This is a genomic window from Psychrobacter alimentarius, from assembly GCF_001606025.1.
Lineage (GTDB): Bacteria > Pseudomonadota > Gammaproteobacteria > Pseudomonadales > Moraxellaceae > Psychrobacter > Psychrobacter alimentarius.
The window spans coordinates 1,483,054-1,500,317 of the sequence record NZ_CP014945.1 but is presented as its reverse complement, the minus strand read 5'-3'; the positions used below and the strand labels follow the sequence as shown (position 1 = coordinate 1,500,317).

The window sequence follows — 17,264 nt, the reverse complement described above, 5'->3', positions numbered from 1 at the left end:
CATCTAAAAAATAGTATGGCTATTTTCTGAACAAGTGGTCCAATTGATTGTTTTGATAGGCTTCGAAAAATAGCTGGAATTTTGTCTCATCTTGCTGATGCTTGTCTTGGCAATCAGGTAATAACTGCTGTGCAACCTCCGGCGACAGTACAAACACCCCATCATTGTCCATAATAGCGATGTCGCCTGAGCGGATAAGCGTACTTTGCTCGCCAAAACGATAGCGGATATCAGCTTCCAGCATGCCTTTTGTGTCATTACTTTTGAAGGTAGTGACCGCACTCACGCCTTGAGCAAAAACAGGAAAAACCAGTTGCTGGATTTGTAACGAATCGGTTGCCCGTCCAATAACAACGACGCCTGCAAGCTTTTCATAAATAGCAGCGCAAGTACGCAGCGCACCCCAACAAGCTTTGTTGCCTAATACTTGGGCATCAATACATAAGACGTCGTTAGGCTGCGCTTGAATCAGGGCTTGATTGATGACCTCTGTGTTATCGGAGTTTAAAACCACTGTCACTATTTTGCCAACTACCGTGTGCGTACAAGGATATAAAGCTTTGATATCTGGTAAGTATCCTCTCTCATTTAGATGTCCAATCGTCGAGGTGGCGATGTCTTTGTAGCTCTCTACTAGCGTCTCAATATCGATGTTATCCATTAATTTTTGCCCCATTATGCTTTTGTATTGAATCCACCATAAGGTTTGCTTCAATATTTTTTGCGCTAAAAAAAGGATTGATGGTTCTGCTCTCCCCTGCAGGCATACTGCCATGGGGATCGTCACCACGCTCAATGACTGGTAACAGCAAGGTTTTATGCGGATAGTATGGATTGGTCAGTAGCTGCTCACGGACAAACTGCGCTTGATCGGTATCAAAATCGATACTTGCCAGCGCATTGTCGAGACTGCTCATTGCCTCAAGCCACAGCCCCTTTTCACTAAGCTCATAATGTTCAGACAGGGCTTCAATAATGGCGCGGATATTGACCAATATACCCAATGACTGTAAATAAAATATCAATGCTTGCGGGCTGTCTCGGTACAATCGGTTTTTAAAATTGGGCATGCTTAAATACTCAGGGTCTTCGATTTGATGACGCGCAAGCCATGGTAGGTAAATGCGTAACGAATCATGGTCGCGCAGTAATACACTGGTAAAACGATGGCGTTTGCTGACCATCACAACGTTCTGCCCATGCATCTCGGGTGCAAGCCCCAAACGTAAGCAGCGCAGCATCGTACCCAAAAACACATCACACAAGTTTTTGAAGCACTCGATAGCCGCAGATTTTATGTATTCTGCGTTTATAGAGGCTGATTGATTAGACACTGACGGATGACCTGAATACTTTGCTTGAATCATCTCATCAAAAGGATGGTGACTGACGCCATCTTTGTAGACTAACATACCTAAGCTTGCCATAGGCATCAGGCGAACTTGATCCTCGCACAGATCGGCAGGCAAACTTCTGAGCATTGCCCCCAGATGCGTGGGTTTTTCTTGATAGAAATACGGGTTGGTCGAGCGTTTGTCTTGTAGATGCATCGGCGACATATAACCCCACCAAATACGCTCATCCCAAAGCCTCAGCGTCGCTGCCAATGCTTTGTCTATATGTCTTGCCCGCATCAAAATGGCTTGGTTTTTTTCACCATTAATCAGTTTTAGAGCTGGCAAATACCGTTTGGAGTTTAAGGCATACACACCGATCGGTAGCTTGATACTGTGGGGTGTATCCGCACTCAATAACATACTGCGCATTGAAGCACTGGCATAAGTCACTGCCGCATCAAACGTGAGTTTGACAATCGTGCCATCTGTCAGATCGTTGGCATAGCTATCCTTACTGTTATTCGTAGCATCACTATCACTAACAACAGAATCGGTAGCAAAAAAACCCTCACTCAATTGAGTCAGTTGCCAAGGATGGACAGGTAGCGCCATATGCGTATTGCTCAAATGACGCTCTACCATCTCCTCTGCCAATTTTTTCTGCTGCGCTGTATCTAATAAATAAGCTGCTGGATTTTGTTGGTCAATGTTCTCTACCTGATCCGCCACCATAAGATGGGTTTTGGCAACCGCTACCCATGCCAACGCAATGGGCTGATTAAACTCTGCCATGTAATGCTCATACTCTGTGACCGTAAAACCCAGCTTACCCTTTGCCAATGGATGAAAAGGTCGATCCATCAATGAACCCCATTGCTCAGCGGCAATTAAGGTTTGGTACCAATGTGGTTGACCATAAACTGTCGTGGTAATGCTGGCACGAGCAGATTGGGTCTTGGCAATGATCGCTGCTTGTAAGCTCTCTTTTAGCTTTAGTATTCCGCTCTCACTTAAGGAGGAGCGATCCATCGCAGACAGTAAAATATCCAGCAGCGTCTCTACGGTTTCGATTGGTTCTAGTGCCGGAAACGAATAATTACGAGAGCTATCGCCATCGTGGTCAGAGCTTTTGGGATAAGACGTATTTTTTTGGTGGTATAAAACCGGCAAGCAAGATTTATGCAATCGCCACGGCGCCGTATATCCCGGCTCTACCAGTAACAGTAAGCGATCGTCTTTACTTGTCTGAATCACCAATAACGGATTATCCTCAGCAAAAAACGTTTGATAAGCACTTGGTAATGACGTCAAATGCGGTTGCAACTTTTGACTTGCGAGATAATCTGTTGTCGTTGTTACCTCAATCAAAGGCGCTTTTATCCACTCCTCAAGCAAGACACACTCGATCAGATATGTGATTAATGCACTTTGTATTCTTGCCGCATCTGGTTTTATAGCTGGATGATCAGTCTGAACCGGAAATAAAGTTGGCAAGATTGGCATTATCTTTATCTTGGCAGTTTTATCGTTACTTAACATGATGCGTGTGCTCGGCTTTTGGCTAATGGGTTATTGATGTATTTGATTGGAAATACCTGATCACCGAACAAGCGACGCTTCGCCAAAGATTCAATACGCGTTTGCGGAGCGAAGACATCAAACAACTCAAACCTTGCCTCATGCTCTGGGTGACAAGATTGGTACTCTGTGACGCAGTCAGACACCTGTTGCCAAAATTCGGTCTCAGGATAGTGATAATGGGTTTGCATAAAAATAGCAATGTCCGCAAATGCCACAAAAAATAAGCAAGCAACCGTCATGTCTCGAATGCCATCAGTATCCTCTGTTTCAATAAATGAGCCACGATTGAGCGCTGCGTGAACAGCTGGCAGGCTATGAAAATTGGGAATTAAGTCTTGTCGAGCCAGATGTTTTGGGGAATAGCGCACCCCATCATGCAAGTCTTTTAGTAGGACTTTTATAGGAAAGCCTGCTTCGTGTACCAGCACGATGTTTTGCGCATGACACTCGAGGGCAACGCCATGACCAAACAAGATATGCAGTATCGGAGCCACCGTCACCTTGATAAGCTGGGCCGTCCAAGCCTCAATGCCGTACTTTTTAATCCAAGGATCAATAAGTATAGAGCCGTCCATGTTGACATAGCTGACCCCATTTAAAGGAAAGGCCGTTTGATTGCTCGATAAATACTGGCTCACGTTTTCACGCCAAATTGCGCCCAGTCCTCCATAGATATGAGGGTGCTGATAGCCACGCTGCTGTAGCACCTCATGATCTAGACTGACACCCACTGTCTCACCTAAAAAGGCAATAGATAGCGCATGCGCTGTCGCATCCTCTGCCACCAATTGATTCAACCATTTGGTCACGATCGCCGCGTTCATCACCGTGTGCTTGCCTAAAATACGGGTACTTGAGGTATTCATCAGATGCATACTGAGCTTGAGGTAAGCCTTGTCTTCTTGCAACATAGACAAGGAGCGGATCGACTGCTGGGCGCGATATTGGTTACCCGTACTACCCAAATAGATGACGTCTTGTGTCTTAATGAGGGGTTGTAGCGCTAAAATTAAGGTTTTTTGCCATTGCCAAGGATGCGCTGGTATCAAACCATAAGCATTGGCTTTAACATCAGTATTGGCATTGGCGACAATGGCTTCATTTTCACTTTGCTCACTCGTGGTCGTAAGGATATGATTTAGCTTATCATGTAACGCGGCAAACTTATCCATATCCACATAGTCTTTAATCCACTCATCGACATCTATATTGGCAGCGGTATTACTGACCAACAAATCCTTTTTGACCGCCAACCACACCACCTCGATATTTTGATCAAACTCTGGCCCATAGTCATAATTGTCTTGTAAATCAAAACCGATACGCGACTTAAAACAAGGATGATAGGGATGTCCGGCCATCAAATAGCTTTCGAGTTGCTCGTAAGTCAGCCTATCAATAGCCGCTGGCATGTTTGGTACTGATAAATGAGGTGACAGTCGCTGTGCTTGGGTTTCATTAATTAAAGTGTGACGCAGCTCTTTGATAAAACTGTCTTTTAGCGTGGCATCTTCTATCTTTAATAAGATATCGTTAATGACATTCTCAAGCGTAGCATCGTGACTCTTACCATCAATGACGCACTGTACGTTGTGATCATTAAATCGAATGATGTCAAAACTATAATGAATATAGCCTTGAGCCTGATAGTGGATATGATTAGCGGTCTTGATGGTAAAGTCTAAAAGCGTGTCGTCATCGCTCGATGCTGCATTTTCATAATCAAACTCAATAATGTTTTCATATAGTAGGGCTTGTAGTAGTTGTTTAATCACCCGCTGCTCTACGCGCTGCATGGCCTTGTGATCGATTGGCGCTTGCCACGGCGCAGTCACGTCAGTTTTTTGGTTATGGTTTTTTTGGTCTATTTGATGATTTTTCATAATTAAATATCCTCTCTCAAAACTAAAAAATAAGTGGTTGAATAAAGTCGATATAATCAATAAATATTAAAGCGAATGAGAATTATTTACGTTTTTTATTTAAAAAAATGCCTCAATTCGGTTGGTTTGACACATTCACCACATAGGTTCTATAAAGCGTTTGATCACTTACTAATTCAGACCGCTTTTGGTAATCGCCGCGCCGAAAAAATGGTCAAAAATAGAATTACAGCCAAAACAACAAAAATCTCTTGAATAGCCATACCAACACTTTGCCTATTACCCGTCGCTAACAACTGTGCCCCGCGTCCTGCGACGTAAACTGTCACCAATGTTATAAAAATAGTAGAGACGATTCGGCGACTGATGTTGTTAAGTGCGGCACCTTCTGTCACCACCTCTTTGGCTAAGCTACTAAAACCGACCGTGGTGGTGGGCAGATAGGCCATTCCCACACCCACACCTTGTAAACTCATAATCACTATCAATAACCAAAGCCTCGGCTGATACAAGCACCATGCCAACAGTAGCATGGACGACGCACTAAGTACGATGCCCAAAATCCCTATGTCTCTAGCGCCATACTTATCCACGCGCTTGCCAGCAAAATGCGTGGTGATACTAGACAGCAGCGTCGCGGTCATCAAAATCACGCCAGTCCACAAGGCACTCTTACCCATGACCTCCTGAACTAAAATAGGCAATAACAACAAACCCACCATCAGGCCCAAGGTTTGTGTCACGCTGATAATCGTACTGTGCAAATACACGGTATTGCTAAACAGGCGTACGTTGAATAACGGCTGACTCTGATGGCGCTCATACGCCCACCAAACCATAAAAGATATCAAGAATATGGCAGCAATCAGACTGGTCTCAATCACGCTCATAAGATTGCTATAAAAATCTGTTTTGAGCGTGCTCAGCCATGTCATCAAAGCCAGCAGCCAAACCAACAAGCTGACAAACCCTTTCACATCAAAAGTCTTATCAACCTTGGGCGAGCCGATATTTGGTAAAAATCGCCACACCATCAGAGTGACCGCTGCACTTAGCGGCAGCGTCACGGCAAACAGTGTCCACCATGTAAATTGCTCAACCAAGTAAGCGCCAACTAACGGACCAAATGCCAGTGACATCATAATAACGATGCCCCACAGCGCCATCACTCTACCGTGTCTATGCTGCGGATATATCTGGTAGAGCATGCCGATAGATATCGGAATCGTCAGACCACCACTCAGCCCTTGTATAGCACGCGCTATGATTACCATCGTCATGGAGGTCGCGCACATCCCAATCACTGAACCCAGCATAAACCCGATGATTGCGGTCAAATAAACTGGCCTAAACGCAAACTTTTTATGCAAGTAACCACTGAGCATTAGACCCACGCTCATAGACAGCACATAAGCATTCAGCACCCAGCCGCCCATCACAATATCGACATCGAACACCGACATAAAAACAGGAATAGCAGGATTGAGGGCGCTATTGCTAAAGCTGATAACCGTGCCGCCAAGCAACAAGGTCAAAAGCACCTGTCGACGCGGCTTGCCTGTCAACTTCTCACTGCTTAATTTTTTACTGCTATCAAGAGATGCCACCATTTATATCATTGACCTGTGATGACATGACGAGTACAACGCGTTTACTCCAGCAATCACAAAAAATTTAATCATAAAGCAGCCGCACCATAAAATTTGAGATAGCCACTCGATTCAAAAAACTCATCACGATTACAAAAGTAAAGCGATGCCTTTTTTTCAGGCATATCGATCAATCGTTGTAACTGATAGGCAAAACCATCAGCAACCCATTTATAGGCCTCCACCTTACTATCAGGTTCGCCCACTATTTTTTTGGCGTCGGTATGCTCGAAAACAAACTTACTGAGCATCATCACTATTGGTTTGAGATACCCTTTGCCAACGACGGCAGTATCACCCAATAATAGATGCCAGCCCATGTCATTTTCTTCGGCTTTATAATAGTGAGACAAGCGATCGCGAGCACCTTCGTAGATCTCTACATAGCCGATCGGCATATCCTCACAAAGTACGATGTAGAGACGCTGATGGTCATCGGCTAGCATTTTTTCAAAATGTACTTGCAGCTGCGGCATAGGCAGATGTAGCTGCCATTGCTCTACCACATGCTCAGCGTGCATCCATTGATAGAGCATTGGCATGTCTTCAGGATATTTGACCGCTCGTAGCCCAAACGTTTTCTCATAAGCGTCTGCGGCAAAGGTATCTGGCAGATTCTGTGTGATGGTCGGCATAAATAGCTCCTTATTTTGTGTGATTTAGAGGTGAAATCTCTCTCAGTAGAGACGTACACTTTTTAAAATAAAATGACACTGACATTAAGACGACGACATTAGACCGACGCGCCAAATTGTTGGAATACTTCTAACGCATCAGTGTCATATACGGTCTTACCTATCAATTGATTGATGATTTGCCCAGCTCTATAGGCGCCCAATCCCAAGTCAGGTGTGCCCACGCCATGAGTATGAATTTCTTGATTTTGTACGAATATTTTACCGCTATTATTATCATGATTTTGATACACCAATGCGTAATGCCGATCAATCTTTGGTTGTCCAAACTCATCATACTCAATGGCATATAGCAATGAATTTAGGCAGGGAGGCAGCGCATGACGATAACCCGTGCCAGCGATGAGACAGTCGTAATCCGCCATAAACATCTGCTGCTGCTCACACTGTTCAAACGTTATCTTTAAGGTGTCATCCGATAAAGTATCATCAAGGGTTGCCTCAACCACTGCACAATTGGACAACAGTGTCGTGTGTGGTGATTGATTGCCAATGCTGCGCTCATAGAGCTTATGATAAATATCGCGTATGGTGTCGAACCCCATGCCTTTGTAGAGCAAGTCCTGCTTGGGCGCGACTTTTGCTTTGGTCGCGCCGTCCAACTGATAAAAATAATCGGTATAAGCGGGACTAAAATGCTCTAACCCCAATGGCGAGTATTCCATCGGAAAAAAGCCAGATGAGCGGGTTACCCAGTCCAATTGGAACTTTGGTTCATCGTTGCTATCAAGTTGTTGGTCAAACAATTCGCGATATACCTCAGCCGATGACTGACCAGACCCTAAGACCACAATTTTGGTTAATCTATCATCTGCCTTATGACTATTACTTTGGCTATTCTCCTGATTGCCTTGTACTTTAATCGCTTCAAAATCGAAATTATTGGCAAAGTGCGCAGTGTGCATACAGCGCTCAGGGACTTGCTGAGCAAGCTTTTGCAACACAGACGGTAGGGTTGGCTGTGTACCCGTTCCTATGACTAGGTTTTTGGCATAATACGTTTTTCGCTCGCCTCGCTCTTGAACTGTGACGACAAATCCCTGATGCGTAATAGCACTGGCATTGGTATTGGCGCTATTGTCATTATCGAAGCCAGTACCGTTGTCATTAAACGCCACGTCTATCACTTTCGCATCAAATACCAAACTATCTAGTTGCCCTGCTACCCATTGGCAGTAATGATTGTATTCTTTGCGATAAATCTTAAAGTCCTCTAAAAAATAAAACTTGAGCAATCGATGCTGCGTATGTAAGTAGTTCAAAAATGAATGGGGACTGGTCGGGTCTATCAATGTCACCAAATCCGCCATAAATGGGACTTGTAGCGTGGTGTGCGGTAAAATCATACCTTTATGCCAATTAAATCCGGCCTTTTGCTCAAAGAATTTGGCATTGACGTCTGTTTTGTCGAGCAATGCCGCTAGACTAAGATTAAATGGCCCCAAACCGATACCAAGAATATCTAACACGTTGATTCCTTATTGCTTTATAGCACTTATTCACATATTGATTTGTATCGAGCTATCGTCAGGTCACTATAAAAGCCTGTCAGCAGAACTGGCATAAAGGTTCCAAAACCTCTGTCATCGTCGATGCAGCAAGTAAGGAAATGGTTATCAGTTCTGCAGGATAATGACTTGTACCTGTTTCATTGAATATTGACCATACTTGCCCTAAGCGCTCATAGGATTGGGAATATCAACATAGATAGACTGAGTTTCAACAGGCGCCGTCAGCTCATCCAACGCATAAAGTCTAGTCAGCAAATTGCCTTTGAATGGCAATGTCGGACTACGCAGCAATAGATCGATTAAAGAGCAGTGCGGATACTGGCTGTCTAGCGTCTCTAAGCAATCTCGAAACGTCGCTAGTAACGCAGTTTCACTGACAAGCTGGGTGCGAGCTATCGCGGTAATAAGACCAAAGATCGTATTACCCACTAAATAATAAGCAATACGCGAGTCAGCAAAATCTTCTGGAATAACACACTCTGCTTCACTGATGAGCTCAGGATACGCATCGATAAGCGGCTTGGCGTATTCAGCAATATAGCCAAAGCTTTGATTATCTCTTGCCCAAAACTTTGCAGGATAGCCGTCTTTTAGCTCTATCAGACTGTTTTGCTGATGCACCTCAAACGCAAGCCCATGCTTGTAGTACATATGGATGAGCGGTATAAAACCAACTTTTAGATAAGTATCAAACCATTCGGTCGCAATCTCGTCCAACTGCTTACCGGTACGCTCATGAATAGACTGAAATAAAGTGGCAAAGCGATTGGTGAGACGAGTGGGATGGTCTTGACTCAAACTTGCAAGATTGGTGACTTGCATGGACTGGGTAAAAGGATTATCACGCAAGATACAAATGGTCTCATCAATGATTTTGCCGTCTATAGACAACGCAATCCAAGCAGGATCATTTAATACCGCAATCGTGGGATATTCAGCGCCCAACTGCTCACCGTAGTCGCTACGCCATATTCGACAAGCATGCATACCGCGCTTACACTCTTTTGGCAAATTGATACGCACCGAATTGGTAATCGCTACCGACAGCGACAGTTTGAACATCCAAGGTGCCTCAAATGCCGCAAGTGTACGTACCGAGGTTGTCGGATGCAAATGCCACCCAAGTGCGCCCAAATCAAAGAGCTGACCTTTTTCAGTTAACGCCTGATACCATGCTTGTTGCTGCAAAAACGTCGCTTGCCAAGGATGCAATGGCAATAGCTTATGGGTGGGATACTTGGCAATAAGCTGTCGTTGATAATCGCTCATATCCGCGAGCAGCTTGGTCTTTAGCTCAGCGGTAATACTATCGCCATCGACGAACTCTTCGACAATAAAATTAGGATGCACCAGCCAATAGTTCAGCTGTGTTTTACTATTGGTTTCGGGGGCATACTTTGCCCATTCAGCACCATAAAAACCTGCGCGTCCTTTGGGCGTTGGATGCATGGCATGTCCATAAATCAGACTTTGCTCAGTTTGAATAAAATCTTGTGTGTCATCGACAATATCATCCATCTCATCACTACGATGCTCTAAAATAATTTGCAAGCCCTCGTAGCTCTCAAGCCAGCGTTTGAGCACGCCATTACCATCTAGTTTTACATCCTCTTTGTGCTGATGCACGATGTCTTCGATAATAAAAGACGCAAGGCTCATAGCAGAAGGCTTTAGCCATTGGGGTTCTGACTGCGTATCATTTGTCGAAGGTGTTTTTAACGAAGCTGCATTGAATACAGAAGGTGTATCCGCAAAACGGTGCTGACCCAATTGGCTGACTCTATCCACTGGCACCGCCATAATGGTGTCATGCGGGGCAAGGTTTAATACCAAAAGAGGCTTATCTTGTGAGATTTGTTTGTATTGCCCATCCTGCTGCTCTACGGGTACGATCTTGCCGCGACCTGTCTCATAACTGTAGGCGTTCACTAAGTTTTGTAGTGTCAAACGATCAAGCGTTTTATGGTGCATCATAGTATTGTCCCTCATAATTTTGGAGTCGATCAAAACCAGTGATAGTCATCTGTTCTATAATATTGTCGATGTCACAGGCTTGCGTATTAGGATTTAAAATAGTGAATTTTAGGCAAAGATGCTGCTCAAATTGAGTGGTAGCCACGTTGGCAATATTATTGATTAACAAGTCCTGCGCAATTTGGCGATTTAATTGCGACAGCTGCTTGTCTGACAATGCGGTATTTTTTGGCTTAAAATAAAATAAGACACTGCTAATAATCGGCTGATGCACCAACACAAAATCTGCATGGTTTTCAATCCGCTTTGCCGCTTGTCTCGCTGTCCTAAGACAGTTGTCAATCAAAACGCCATAATCCTTTGTCCCCAAAAAATCAAGCGCCATCCAAAGCTTTAAAGCGTCAAATCGACGCGTGGTTTGAAGAGAATAAGTAACCAGATTTGGGATATTGTCTTTTTCATCATCGGGAGAATTGAGATACTCGCTATGATGACGGATGCTCTCAAAGTCTTGTTGATTTTTTAATAAAAAGGCACCGCAGCTGATCGGTAAAAAGAAATGCTTGTGAAAATCCAATGTAATGGAATCCGCTGCTTGGATACCCTCAATAAGGTGTCGATAACGCTGAGATAGAAGTAACGCCCCGCCCCATGCTGCATCTATATGTAGCCATATTTTTTGGTCACGACATATATTAGCAATATCTATTAAAGGATCAATGGCGCCCAAATCTGTGGTGCCAGCCGTAGCGACCACTGCCATCACATTATCCGCGCCTGTCTCCTCTATTTTTTGCTGTAGATGAGACATAAGCATCGCGCCACTCGCATCACTCTTTACCTTTTCAACGCACCGAACGCCAAGCCCTAATAATGCTGCATTTTTTTCGATAGAAAAGTGCGCTTGATCTGAGCAAAGAATGATGCCACGCGGCTGACCCAGCATGCCCTCTTTATGTACATCAACCCCTTTAGCGGTATAGAATTTATTGCGTGCCAACAGCAGTCCCATTAGATTGCTTTGGGTACCACCACTGGTAAACACGCCACCTGCCTTGTGTCTCGCTTGGTTATCAACCGGAGCGTCTGTTTGGGTGTGTATTTGAACATCATCATTGGTTTCAAACTGGCACAGCTGACACAGCCACTCAACCAAATCTTTTTCGATATAAGTGGCGGCAGGGCTTTGATTCCAAGAATCCATGCTTTGATTGGTTGCGGCAATAATCATCTCAGCAATTTGACCGATCACCAAGGTTGGCGGGTGCAAATGCGCTAGGCAATGACGGTGTGCCGTGGACACACAATTGGGCAAAAATTTGTCTTGTATGTCTGCCAGTATGGCCTCGATATCTCGTCCTTGTGGCTGGATATTGATTGAGGTCGCCGCTTGTACTTGCTGCGGTGTGCCGCCTGAATACACATTATTGTCATTAAGCCACTCTTTAATAATGGCGCTCGTTTTGTGTATCTGTGTGAGGTATTGCTCACTGGTTTGCTCGTTTAATAAATGCAAAGTATCCTCACCAGTTTATCTTGCGTCTCTATTCACATGAGAGAGGCGATGGTTGTTATACGTTTTTTTTAAAAAGTCATACAGGTATGACGATGTGCCACTGAGCGCTATTGGTTTTCTTGTAACGCCCGCTCAAGCTTATCTAATACTTGGTGTAGCTCGTCTTTGGTCACGTTAAGCGGTGGTAAGAGACGCAGCACAGTGCCGCCGCGTCCTCCTTTTTCGATGACCAAACCGTGTCTAAAACATGCCTGTTGAATGCTCGCCGCCGCTGCACTATCGGCAGGATAACTACCATCGCTTTGTCTGGGAAGATCTGGATCTATAATCTCCATGCCGATCATCAGACCTCGACCTCTGACATGACCAATTCTAGGATAGCGTTTTTGTAACCCGTTTAGCTCTGCCATAAACCAAGCGCCCATCTCAGCCACATAAGACGCCATATCATGGTCTTTTAGATACTCAAGGGTCGCAAGTCCTGTTGCCATCGCTAGCTGATTGCCACGAAAGGTGCCAGAGTGGTTGCCCGCTTGCCAAGCATCGTATTGTTTTTTGATACCAAGTACTGCCAGTGGCAAACCACCACCAATGGCCTTTGACATGACAATCATATCGGGATCAATGCCTGCATATTGATACGCAAACCAGCGTCCTGTACGGCAAAACCCTGTTTGCACCTCATCGATAATCAATAAGATATCCAGTTCTTTGGTCACCCGTCGCACCTGCTTGAGCCACTCAATCGGTGCTGGATTGACCCCGCCTTCACCCTGAATCACTTCTAAAATAACGGCCGCGGGTTTGACCACGCCGCTCTCTACATCTTTTAAAAAGTTTTCAAAATAAGATATATGAGCGCTAACGCTTTGCTCAGAAGACAAACCAAAAGCGCAGCGATACGCGTTGGGGTATGGTAAAAATTGTACCGGGCTCATCAGGCCTTCGATGCCTTGCTTAGGTGCCAAATTACCAGTGACAGCGAGCGCGCCATGCGTCATCCCATGATAGCCACCGCTAAAGCTGACAATGCCTGAGCGACCAGTGACTTGTTTTGCCAATTTAAGCGCTGCTTCTACAGCATCAGCGCCCGTCGGTCCACAGAACTGTAAGCAATACTCGTCTTTCTCGGTCGCTAAGAGCGTGTACATGAATTCGCTAAATTTGTCTTTTAATGGCGTGGTAATGTCTAAGGTGTGCATTGGTAGATTGCTGTCCAACAGCTGTTTGATACTCTCAGTGACCACAGGATGATTGTGTCCAAGTGCCAGCGTCCCTGCTCCTGATAGACAATCTATGTATTTATTGCCTTCCACATCAGTAATCCAAGCGCCTGTGGCTGATTGGATCGCAAAAGGCAATTTGCGAGGATAACTGCGCACCTTCGATTCGAACTGAGCTTGGCGATGTAAATAGCGTTTGTTATTGTTTTTTTCTTTTAAAAAAGACGTAGACATAGCATCGAACCTTATTCGTTTTATGCACTAAAACTCGACTACAAGTTTTACTGTTTGCAGACTGCTTATGGACATCATTGAACACACAGTTATTGATGTGGTCGTTACAAAGACAGTCGGCATCATTTAAAAAACGTAGTGTAAATCCACTACAACCTCAATAAAAATATTAAATGATAATAAAAGTGATAATCATTATCATTTGTGAGACGTATTATTGATGACCTTTACTCTGCTGTCAACCCACTTTATTCATTTTTAAATGATTGGCTTGAGAATTTACACAAAATGAAGCTGTATTCATGCTTACTAGAACGCGAATAATTCATATTCATGAGCATAAACCCATGAATATGAATTATTCGCCTGTCTCTTTAATATCAGAAGCTATCGACTGACAGCAATCGGTACTTTCCGAATCAGCCATAAGAAATAAGCACCGCCAATAATGGCAGCAACCGTGCCAGCAGGCAGCTCATATGGAAAGATGACATAACGCCCTATCCAATCTGCCAATACCATCACCCCTGCACCCAATAATGCCGCCAAAGGCAATTGACGCTCAAGTTTCACCGCGCCAAGAGAGGTCGCCAAATGTGGCACCATTAACCCGATAAAACTTAGTGGCCCTACTGCCAGCGTACTGACCGTACTTAGCGCTGCCACCAATGCCAGTAATGCTATCGTCACTGGTGTCACCGCCACTCCTAGCGTGCGAGCAACACCTGAACCTAAACCCAGCACACGTAACGGCTTGATGAGTAATAGGCTTAAGACAAATAAGACAAGCGCAATACCAATGAGATACCAGACAGTACTCGGTTGAGCGCTATAAGTCGTTCCTGATAACCAGCTGAGCATCGCCTGCAGACGCGGGTCACCAGAGAGTTTGACCATGTGCATCACCCCATCCATCATGGCGGCAATGCCGATACCGACCAAGAGCAGATACCCTGAGCTTACTCGACGTGCCAGCCAAATAATCAGTAGCAATACGGCTATCGCACCAGATAATCCTGAAATCAGCAAGGTACCTGAGCCAGCAGATAATCCCAAACTGGGTAAGACTAAAAATCCTAAAATAACGCCAAGCGCGGCTCCGGAGCTGACCCCCAATACTTCTGGACTTGCCATCGGATTGCGCGTGAGTGTTTGTAATAATACGCCTGCAACAGCCAGCATCAGACCTGTTGCTGCCGCACTCAAGCTGCGAGGTAGCCTGTACTGCTGAGTAATTGCCCACTCTGTACTCAGCCCCCAACCACTTAAATCTTGTACAAACAAACATGCCAGTACAATCATTACCATCACACCAACGCCCCATCGCCAAAGCACAACAGGCGTATGAGTGCCTGTCAGCATGGGGGTCACCGTCTCTATTCGCTCATGGCGCTGGCGTAAAATCAACCAAATAATGAGCGGTGCTCCCAGTATTCCTGTCATTGCGCCAGCTGGGATTTGCATACTTAGGATTGGTTCAAGCAATAAAGCCAGATTGCTGGTGAGCCACAATAGCAGCGCACCTAAGCAAAAAGCCGCGACCAAACGTTTGCTAATTGATGACACGCCCAGCGCATTGACCAGACTGGCAGCACCAAGACCAATAAACCCAATCAGACCCACCTCACTGACCACTAACGCGGTCACAATGGCTACGATAAGTACCACGATGGCACGTATGCCGTTAATAGGCACACCCAAACGCTTGGCTTGCATGTCGTCTAGACTCATCAAGGTCAATGGCTTCAATAAAGGCAAACACAGAACCGTCATCACAATTGCAGTCATCGCAAGCATCACACTGGTGTGCCAGCTGTTTTGCGCCAAAAATCCTGCCGCCCATGACAACATCCCATTGCTACGTTCAGCAAAAAACAACACCAACACATTGGCAACGGCCGCGAGTAAAATATTCACCACCAAGCCTGCCAATATTAATATCAAAGGATTAAAGCGACTGGGCGCTGACAAGGCAAAGACCAGCCCCATACTGATGATGGCGCCAACAAAGGCCACATAAATCCCGCCATAAATCGCCAAGCTTGGTAAAAAAAGTGTGACGATCAACATCGCCAATTGTGCGCCAACGCCCACACCCAAGGTGGTATCTGAAGCAAGTGGGTTTTTGACCAATTGCTGGAGCAAGATACTAACCACACCAAGTAACCCGCCTGCCAATAGCGCCACAATACTGGTCGCCACTATATGTAGCTGCGTTGCCATACTGGCGATATCCAACTGCGAGCTTGGAAGAAACAACTCGCTTATAGGACGCGTCCACTCCTGAGCAATCAATGCCCAACCACTCCATACACACAAACTTATCAGCATAATGAGCATGAGCCAAAATCGCCAAGAAGCATTAGACGCCAGAACGTTTTTTTGTCGTGGTAGATTCGGTGGTGGGCTATTAGGTTGCCCACGCTGATTTGAACGTTTGTTAGAGTGTGTTTTAGACAGTGTGGTAGATAAAGCCGCTGATGACTGTACTGGCTGAGAAGTAGGAAGTGATGTCATAGAATTGGTATTACTTATAGTATTATCAGTATTGGTGTAATCAGCATTATGATGACCAGTAGTACGGTGCGGATGATTGGTAGTATTGACGGTCATGATGCGTCCCCGCCTTTTAATTCAACTTCCGACAAGTTATTTGCCAAACTTACTAACGATGACATCCCCCCATAAATCCATACAGGCGGTAACTCACCCACACAGCGATTATTGCCATAACCTAAACGCTGCCAAATCAAACTGTCCTTAATCTCGGCTTTTGTGATGGGACTTAAGGGGTCTATGATCAACAAACAAACGTCTTCGTCTAACTGTGCCAAATCTCCCATCCGTATGGGAACAAACCCCCATGAATTGCCTTCACCTAGCACCATAAGCTCTTTTTTCATCTGCGTGAGTGCTGGTTGAAATAGGCTATTGGCGACATACATGCGCATGTTGTTGGCATCAGAGAACTGTACCACCGCAAACTTTTTGACTTTTGGATAACGCTGTTGGAGTCGCGCACCAGCGATGCTTATATCGCTTTGGCTTTTGGCAATATAATCTTCCGCAAGCTTAGGCTCCTCAATCAGTTTACCCAGCTGCCGAGTTGGCTCGGCATAATCCGCCCAAGTCGCACTCTTCCCTTTGGCAGCAAACATCACCGCCTCGGCTGGAACGTCACCATAAAGATTGCGAGCATGCTCATAAAAAAAGTTATCCACTACCATATCGACGGGTAACTGAGCAATCAGTTCAGCATTAGGCTGATAACGGATACCAACATCGACTGTTGAGGTTGGCAGTTCTGGTGTGCCAACCCATCTATCCCACACTCTGACATCGCCTGTCGCAATTGGTGGATAACCCATGGCGGTCAACGTTGCTGCATTGCCCCAATCGGGAGAAGCAATATTGATTTTAACGTTCTCAGGCTTGTCTGTTTGGGCATCTTTTTGTACCATCGTTGGTTGCTGACAGGCAGTAAGCGCAATCGCTAATGTCAATAGTAAGGCAATAGATATAGGGAGCGAGATTGCTTTAGTGCCAGCTGAGCTGAGCCGTTTTATGATTAAAGGTTTTATGATGGATCTAGAGGATTTAACGTTGGTCAGGACAGAGAACATAACAGTCTATCTTTTTAGGCAAATATGAAAGGGATAAA

Annotated in this window: 11 protein-coding genes; all 11 read right to left on the bottom strand. The window is 45.1% G+C overall.

Annotation, left to right across the window (positions count from 1 at the left end):
- Positions 1-19 precede the first annotated feature (19 nt).
- Complete coding sequence (locus A3K91_RS06180) at positions 20-661, bottom strand: RraA family protein (protein ID WP_062844478.1); 642 nt, start codon at positions 659-661, stop codon at positions 20-22.
- Positions 654-2,876, bottom strand: coding sequence for an IucA/IucC family protein (locus A3K91_RS06175; RefSeq protein ID WP_062844477.1), 2,223 nt, complete (start codon positions 2,874-2,876; stop codon positions 654-656). The genes A3K91_RS06180 and A3K91_RS06175 overlap by 8 nt, the downstream gene beginning before the upstream one ends.
- Entirely contained in the window at positions 2,870-4,801 is a 1,932-nt protein-coding gene (locus tag A3K91_RS06170; protein ID WP_062844476.1) for an IucA/IucC family protein, read from the bottom strand. Before A3K91_RS06170 ends, A3K91_RS06175 begins: the two co-directional genes overlap by 7 nt.
- A 176-nt stretch (positions 4,802-4,977) precedes the next feature.
- Complete coding sequence (locus A3K91_RS06165; protein ID WP_062844475.1) at positions 4,978-6,411, bottom strand: MFS transporter; 1,434 nt, start codon at positions 6,409-6,411, stop codon at positions 4,978-4,980.
- A gap of 68 nt (positions 6,412-6,479) precedes the next feature.
- On the bottom strand, positions 6,480-7,085 hold the full coding sequence (locus tag A3K91_RS06160) for a GNAT family N-acetyltransferase (protein ID WP_062844474.1): 606 nt from the start codon (positions 7,083-7,085) through the stop codon (positions 6,480-6,482).
- Positions 7,086-7,183: 98 nt separating this feature from the next.
- A complete protein-coding gene (locus A3K91_RS06155; RefSeq protein WP_062844473.1) occupies positions 7,184-8,614 on the bottom strand; it encodes a lysine N(6)-hydroxylase/L-ornithine N(5)-oxygenase family protein in 1,431 nt (476 codons plus the stop codon).
- A gap of 204 nt (positions 8,615-8,818) precedes the next feature.
- Positions 8,819-10,630: an IucA/IucC family protein gene (locus tag A3K91_RS06150; RefSeq protein WP_062844472.1), complete on the bottom strand. Its 1,812-nt coding sequence runs from the start codon at positions 10,628-10,630 to the stop codon at positions 8,819-8,821.
- Entirely contained in the window at positions 10,617-12,146 is a 1,530-nt protein-coding gene (locus A3K91_RS06145; protein WP_062844471.1) for a pyridoxal phosphate-dependent decarboxylase family protein, read from the bottom strand. The genes A3K91_RS06150 and A3K91_RS06145 overlap by 14 nt, the downstream gene beginning before the upstream one ends.
- Positions 12,147-12,253: 107 nt before the next feature.
- A complete protein-coding gene (locus A3K91_RS06140; protein WP_062844470.1) occupies positions 12,254-13,603 on the bottom strand; it encodes a diaminobutyrate--2-oxoglutarate transaminase family protein in 1,350 nt (449 codons plus the stop codon).
- Positions 13,604-13,990: 387 nt separating this feature from the next.
- Positions 13,991-16,216 carry a Fe(3+)-hydroxamate ABC transporter permease FhuB gene (fhuB, locus tag A3K91_RS06135; RefSeq protein ID WP_062844469.1) on the bottom strand — a complete coding sequence of 742 codons (2,226 nt, stop codon included), beginning with the start codon at positions 16,214-16,216 and terminating at the stop codon, positions 13,991-13,993.
- Positions 16,213-17,226 (bottom strand): ABC transporter substrate-binding protein, encoded by a 1,014-nt coding sequence (locus tag A3K91_RS06130; protein ID WP_228139926.1) that lies wholly within the window; start codon positions 17,224-17,226, stop codon positions 16,213-16,215. The genes fhuB and A3K91_RS06130 overlap by 4 nt, the downstream gene beginning before the upstream one ends.
- Positions 17,227-17,264 lie beyond the last annotated feature (38 nt).

Bases quoted from the DNA above. Each gene is read 5' to 3' on its own strand.
- A3K91_RS06180 (WP_062844478.1), bottom strand. From the start codon at position 661: ATGGATAACATCGATATTGAGACGCTAGTAGAGAGCTACAAAGACATC.
- A3K91_RS06175 (WP_062844477.1), bottom strand. From the start codon at position 2,876: ATGTTAAGTAACGATAAAACTGCCAAGATAAAGATAATGCCAATCTTG.
- A3K91_RS06170 (WP_062844476.1), bottom strand. From the start codon at position 4,801: ATGAAAAATCATCAAATAGACCAAAAAAACCATAACCAAAAAACTGAC.
- A3K91_RS06165 (WP_062844475.1), bottom strand. From the start codon at position 6,411: ATGGTGGCATCTCTTGATAGCAGTAAAAAATTAAGCAGTGAGAAGTTG.
- A3K91_RS06160 (WP_062844474.1), bottom strand. From the start codon at position 7,085: ATGCCGACCATCACACAGAATCTGCCAGATACCTTTGCCGCAGACGCT.
- A3K91_RS06150 (WP_062844472.1), bottom strand. From the start codon at position 10,630: ATGATGCACCATAAAACGCTTGATCGTTTGACACTACAAAACTTAGTG.
- A3K91_RS06140 (WP_062844470.1), bottom strand. From the start codon at position 13,603: ATGTCTACGTCTTTTTTAAAAGAAAAAAACAATAACAAACGCTATTTA.
- fhuB (WP_062844469.1), bottom strand. From the start codon at position 16,216: ATGACCGTCAATACTACCAATCATCCGCACCGTACTACTGGTCATCAT.
- A3K91_RS06130 (WP_228139926.1), bottom strand. From the start codon at position 17,226: ATGTTCTCTGTCCTGACCAACGTTAAATCCTCTAGATCCATCATAAAA.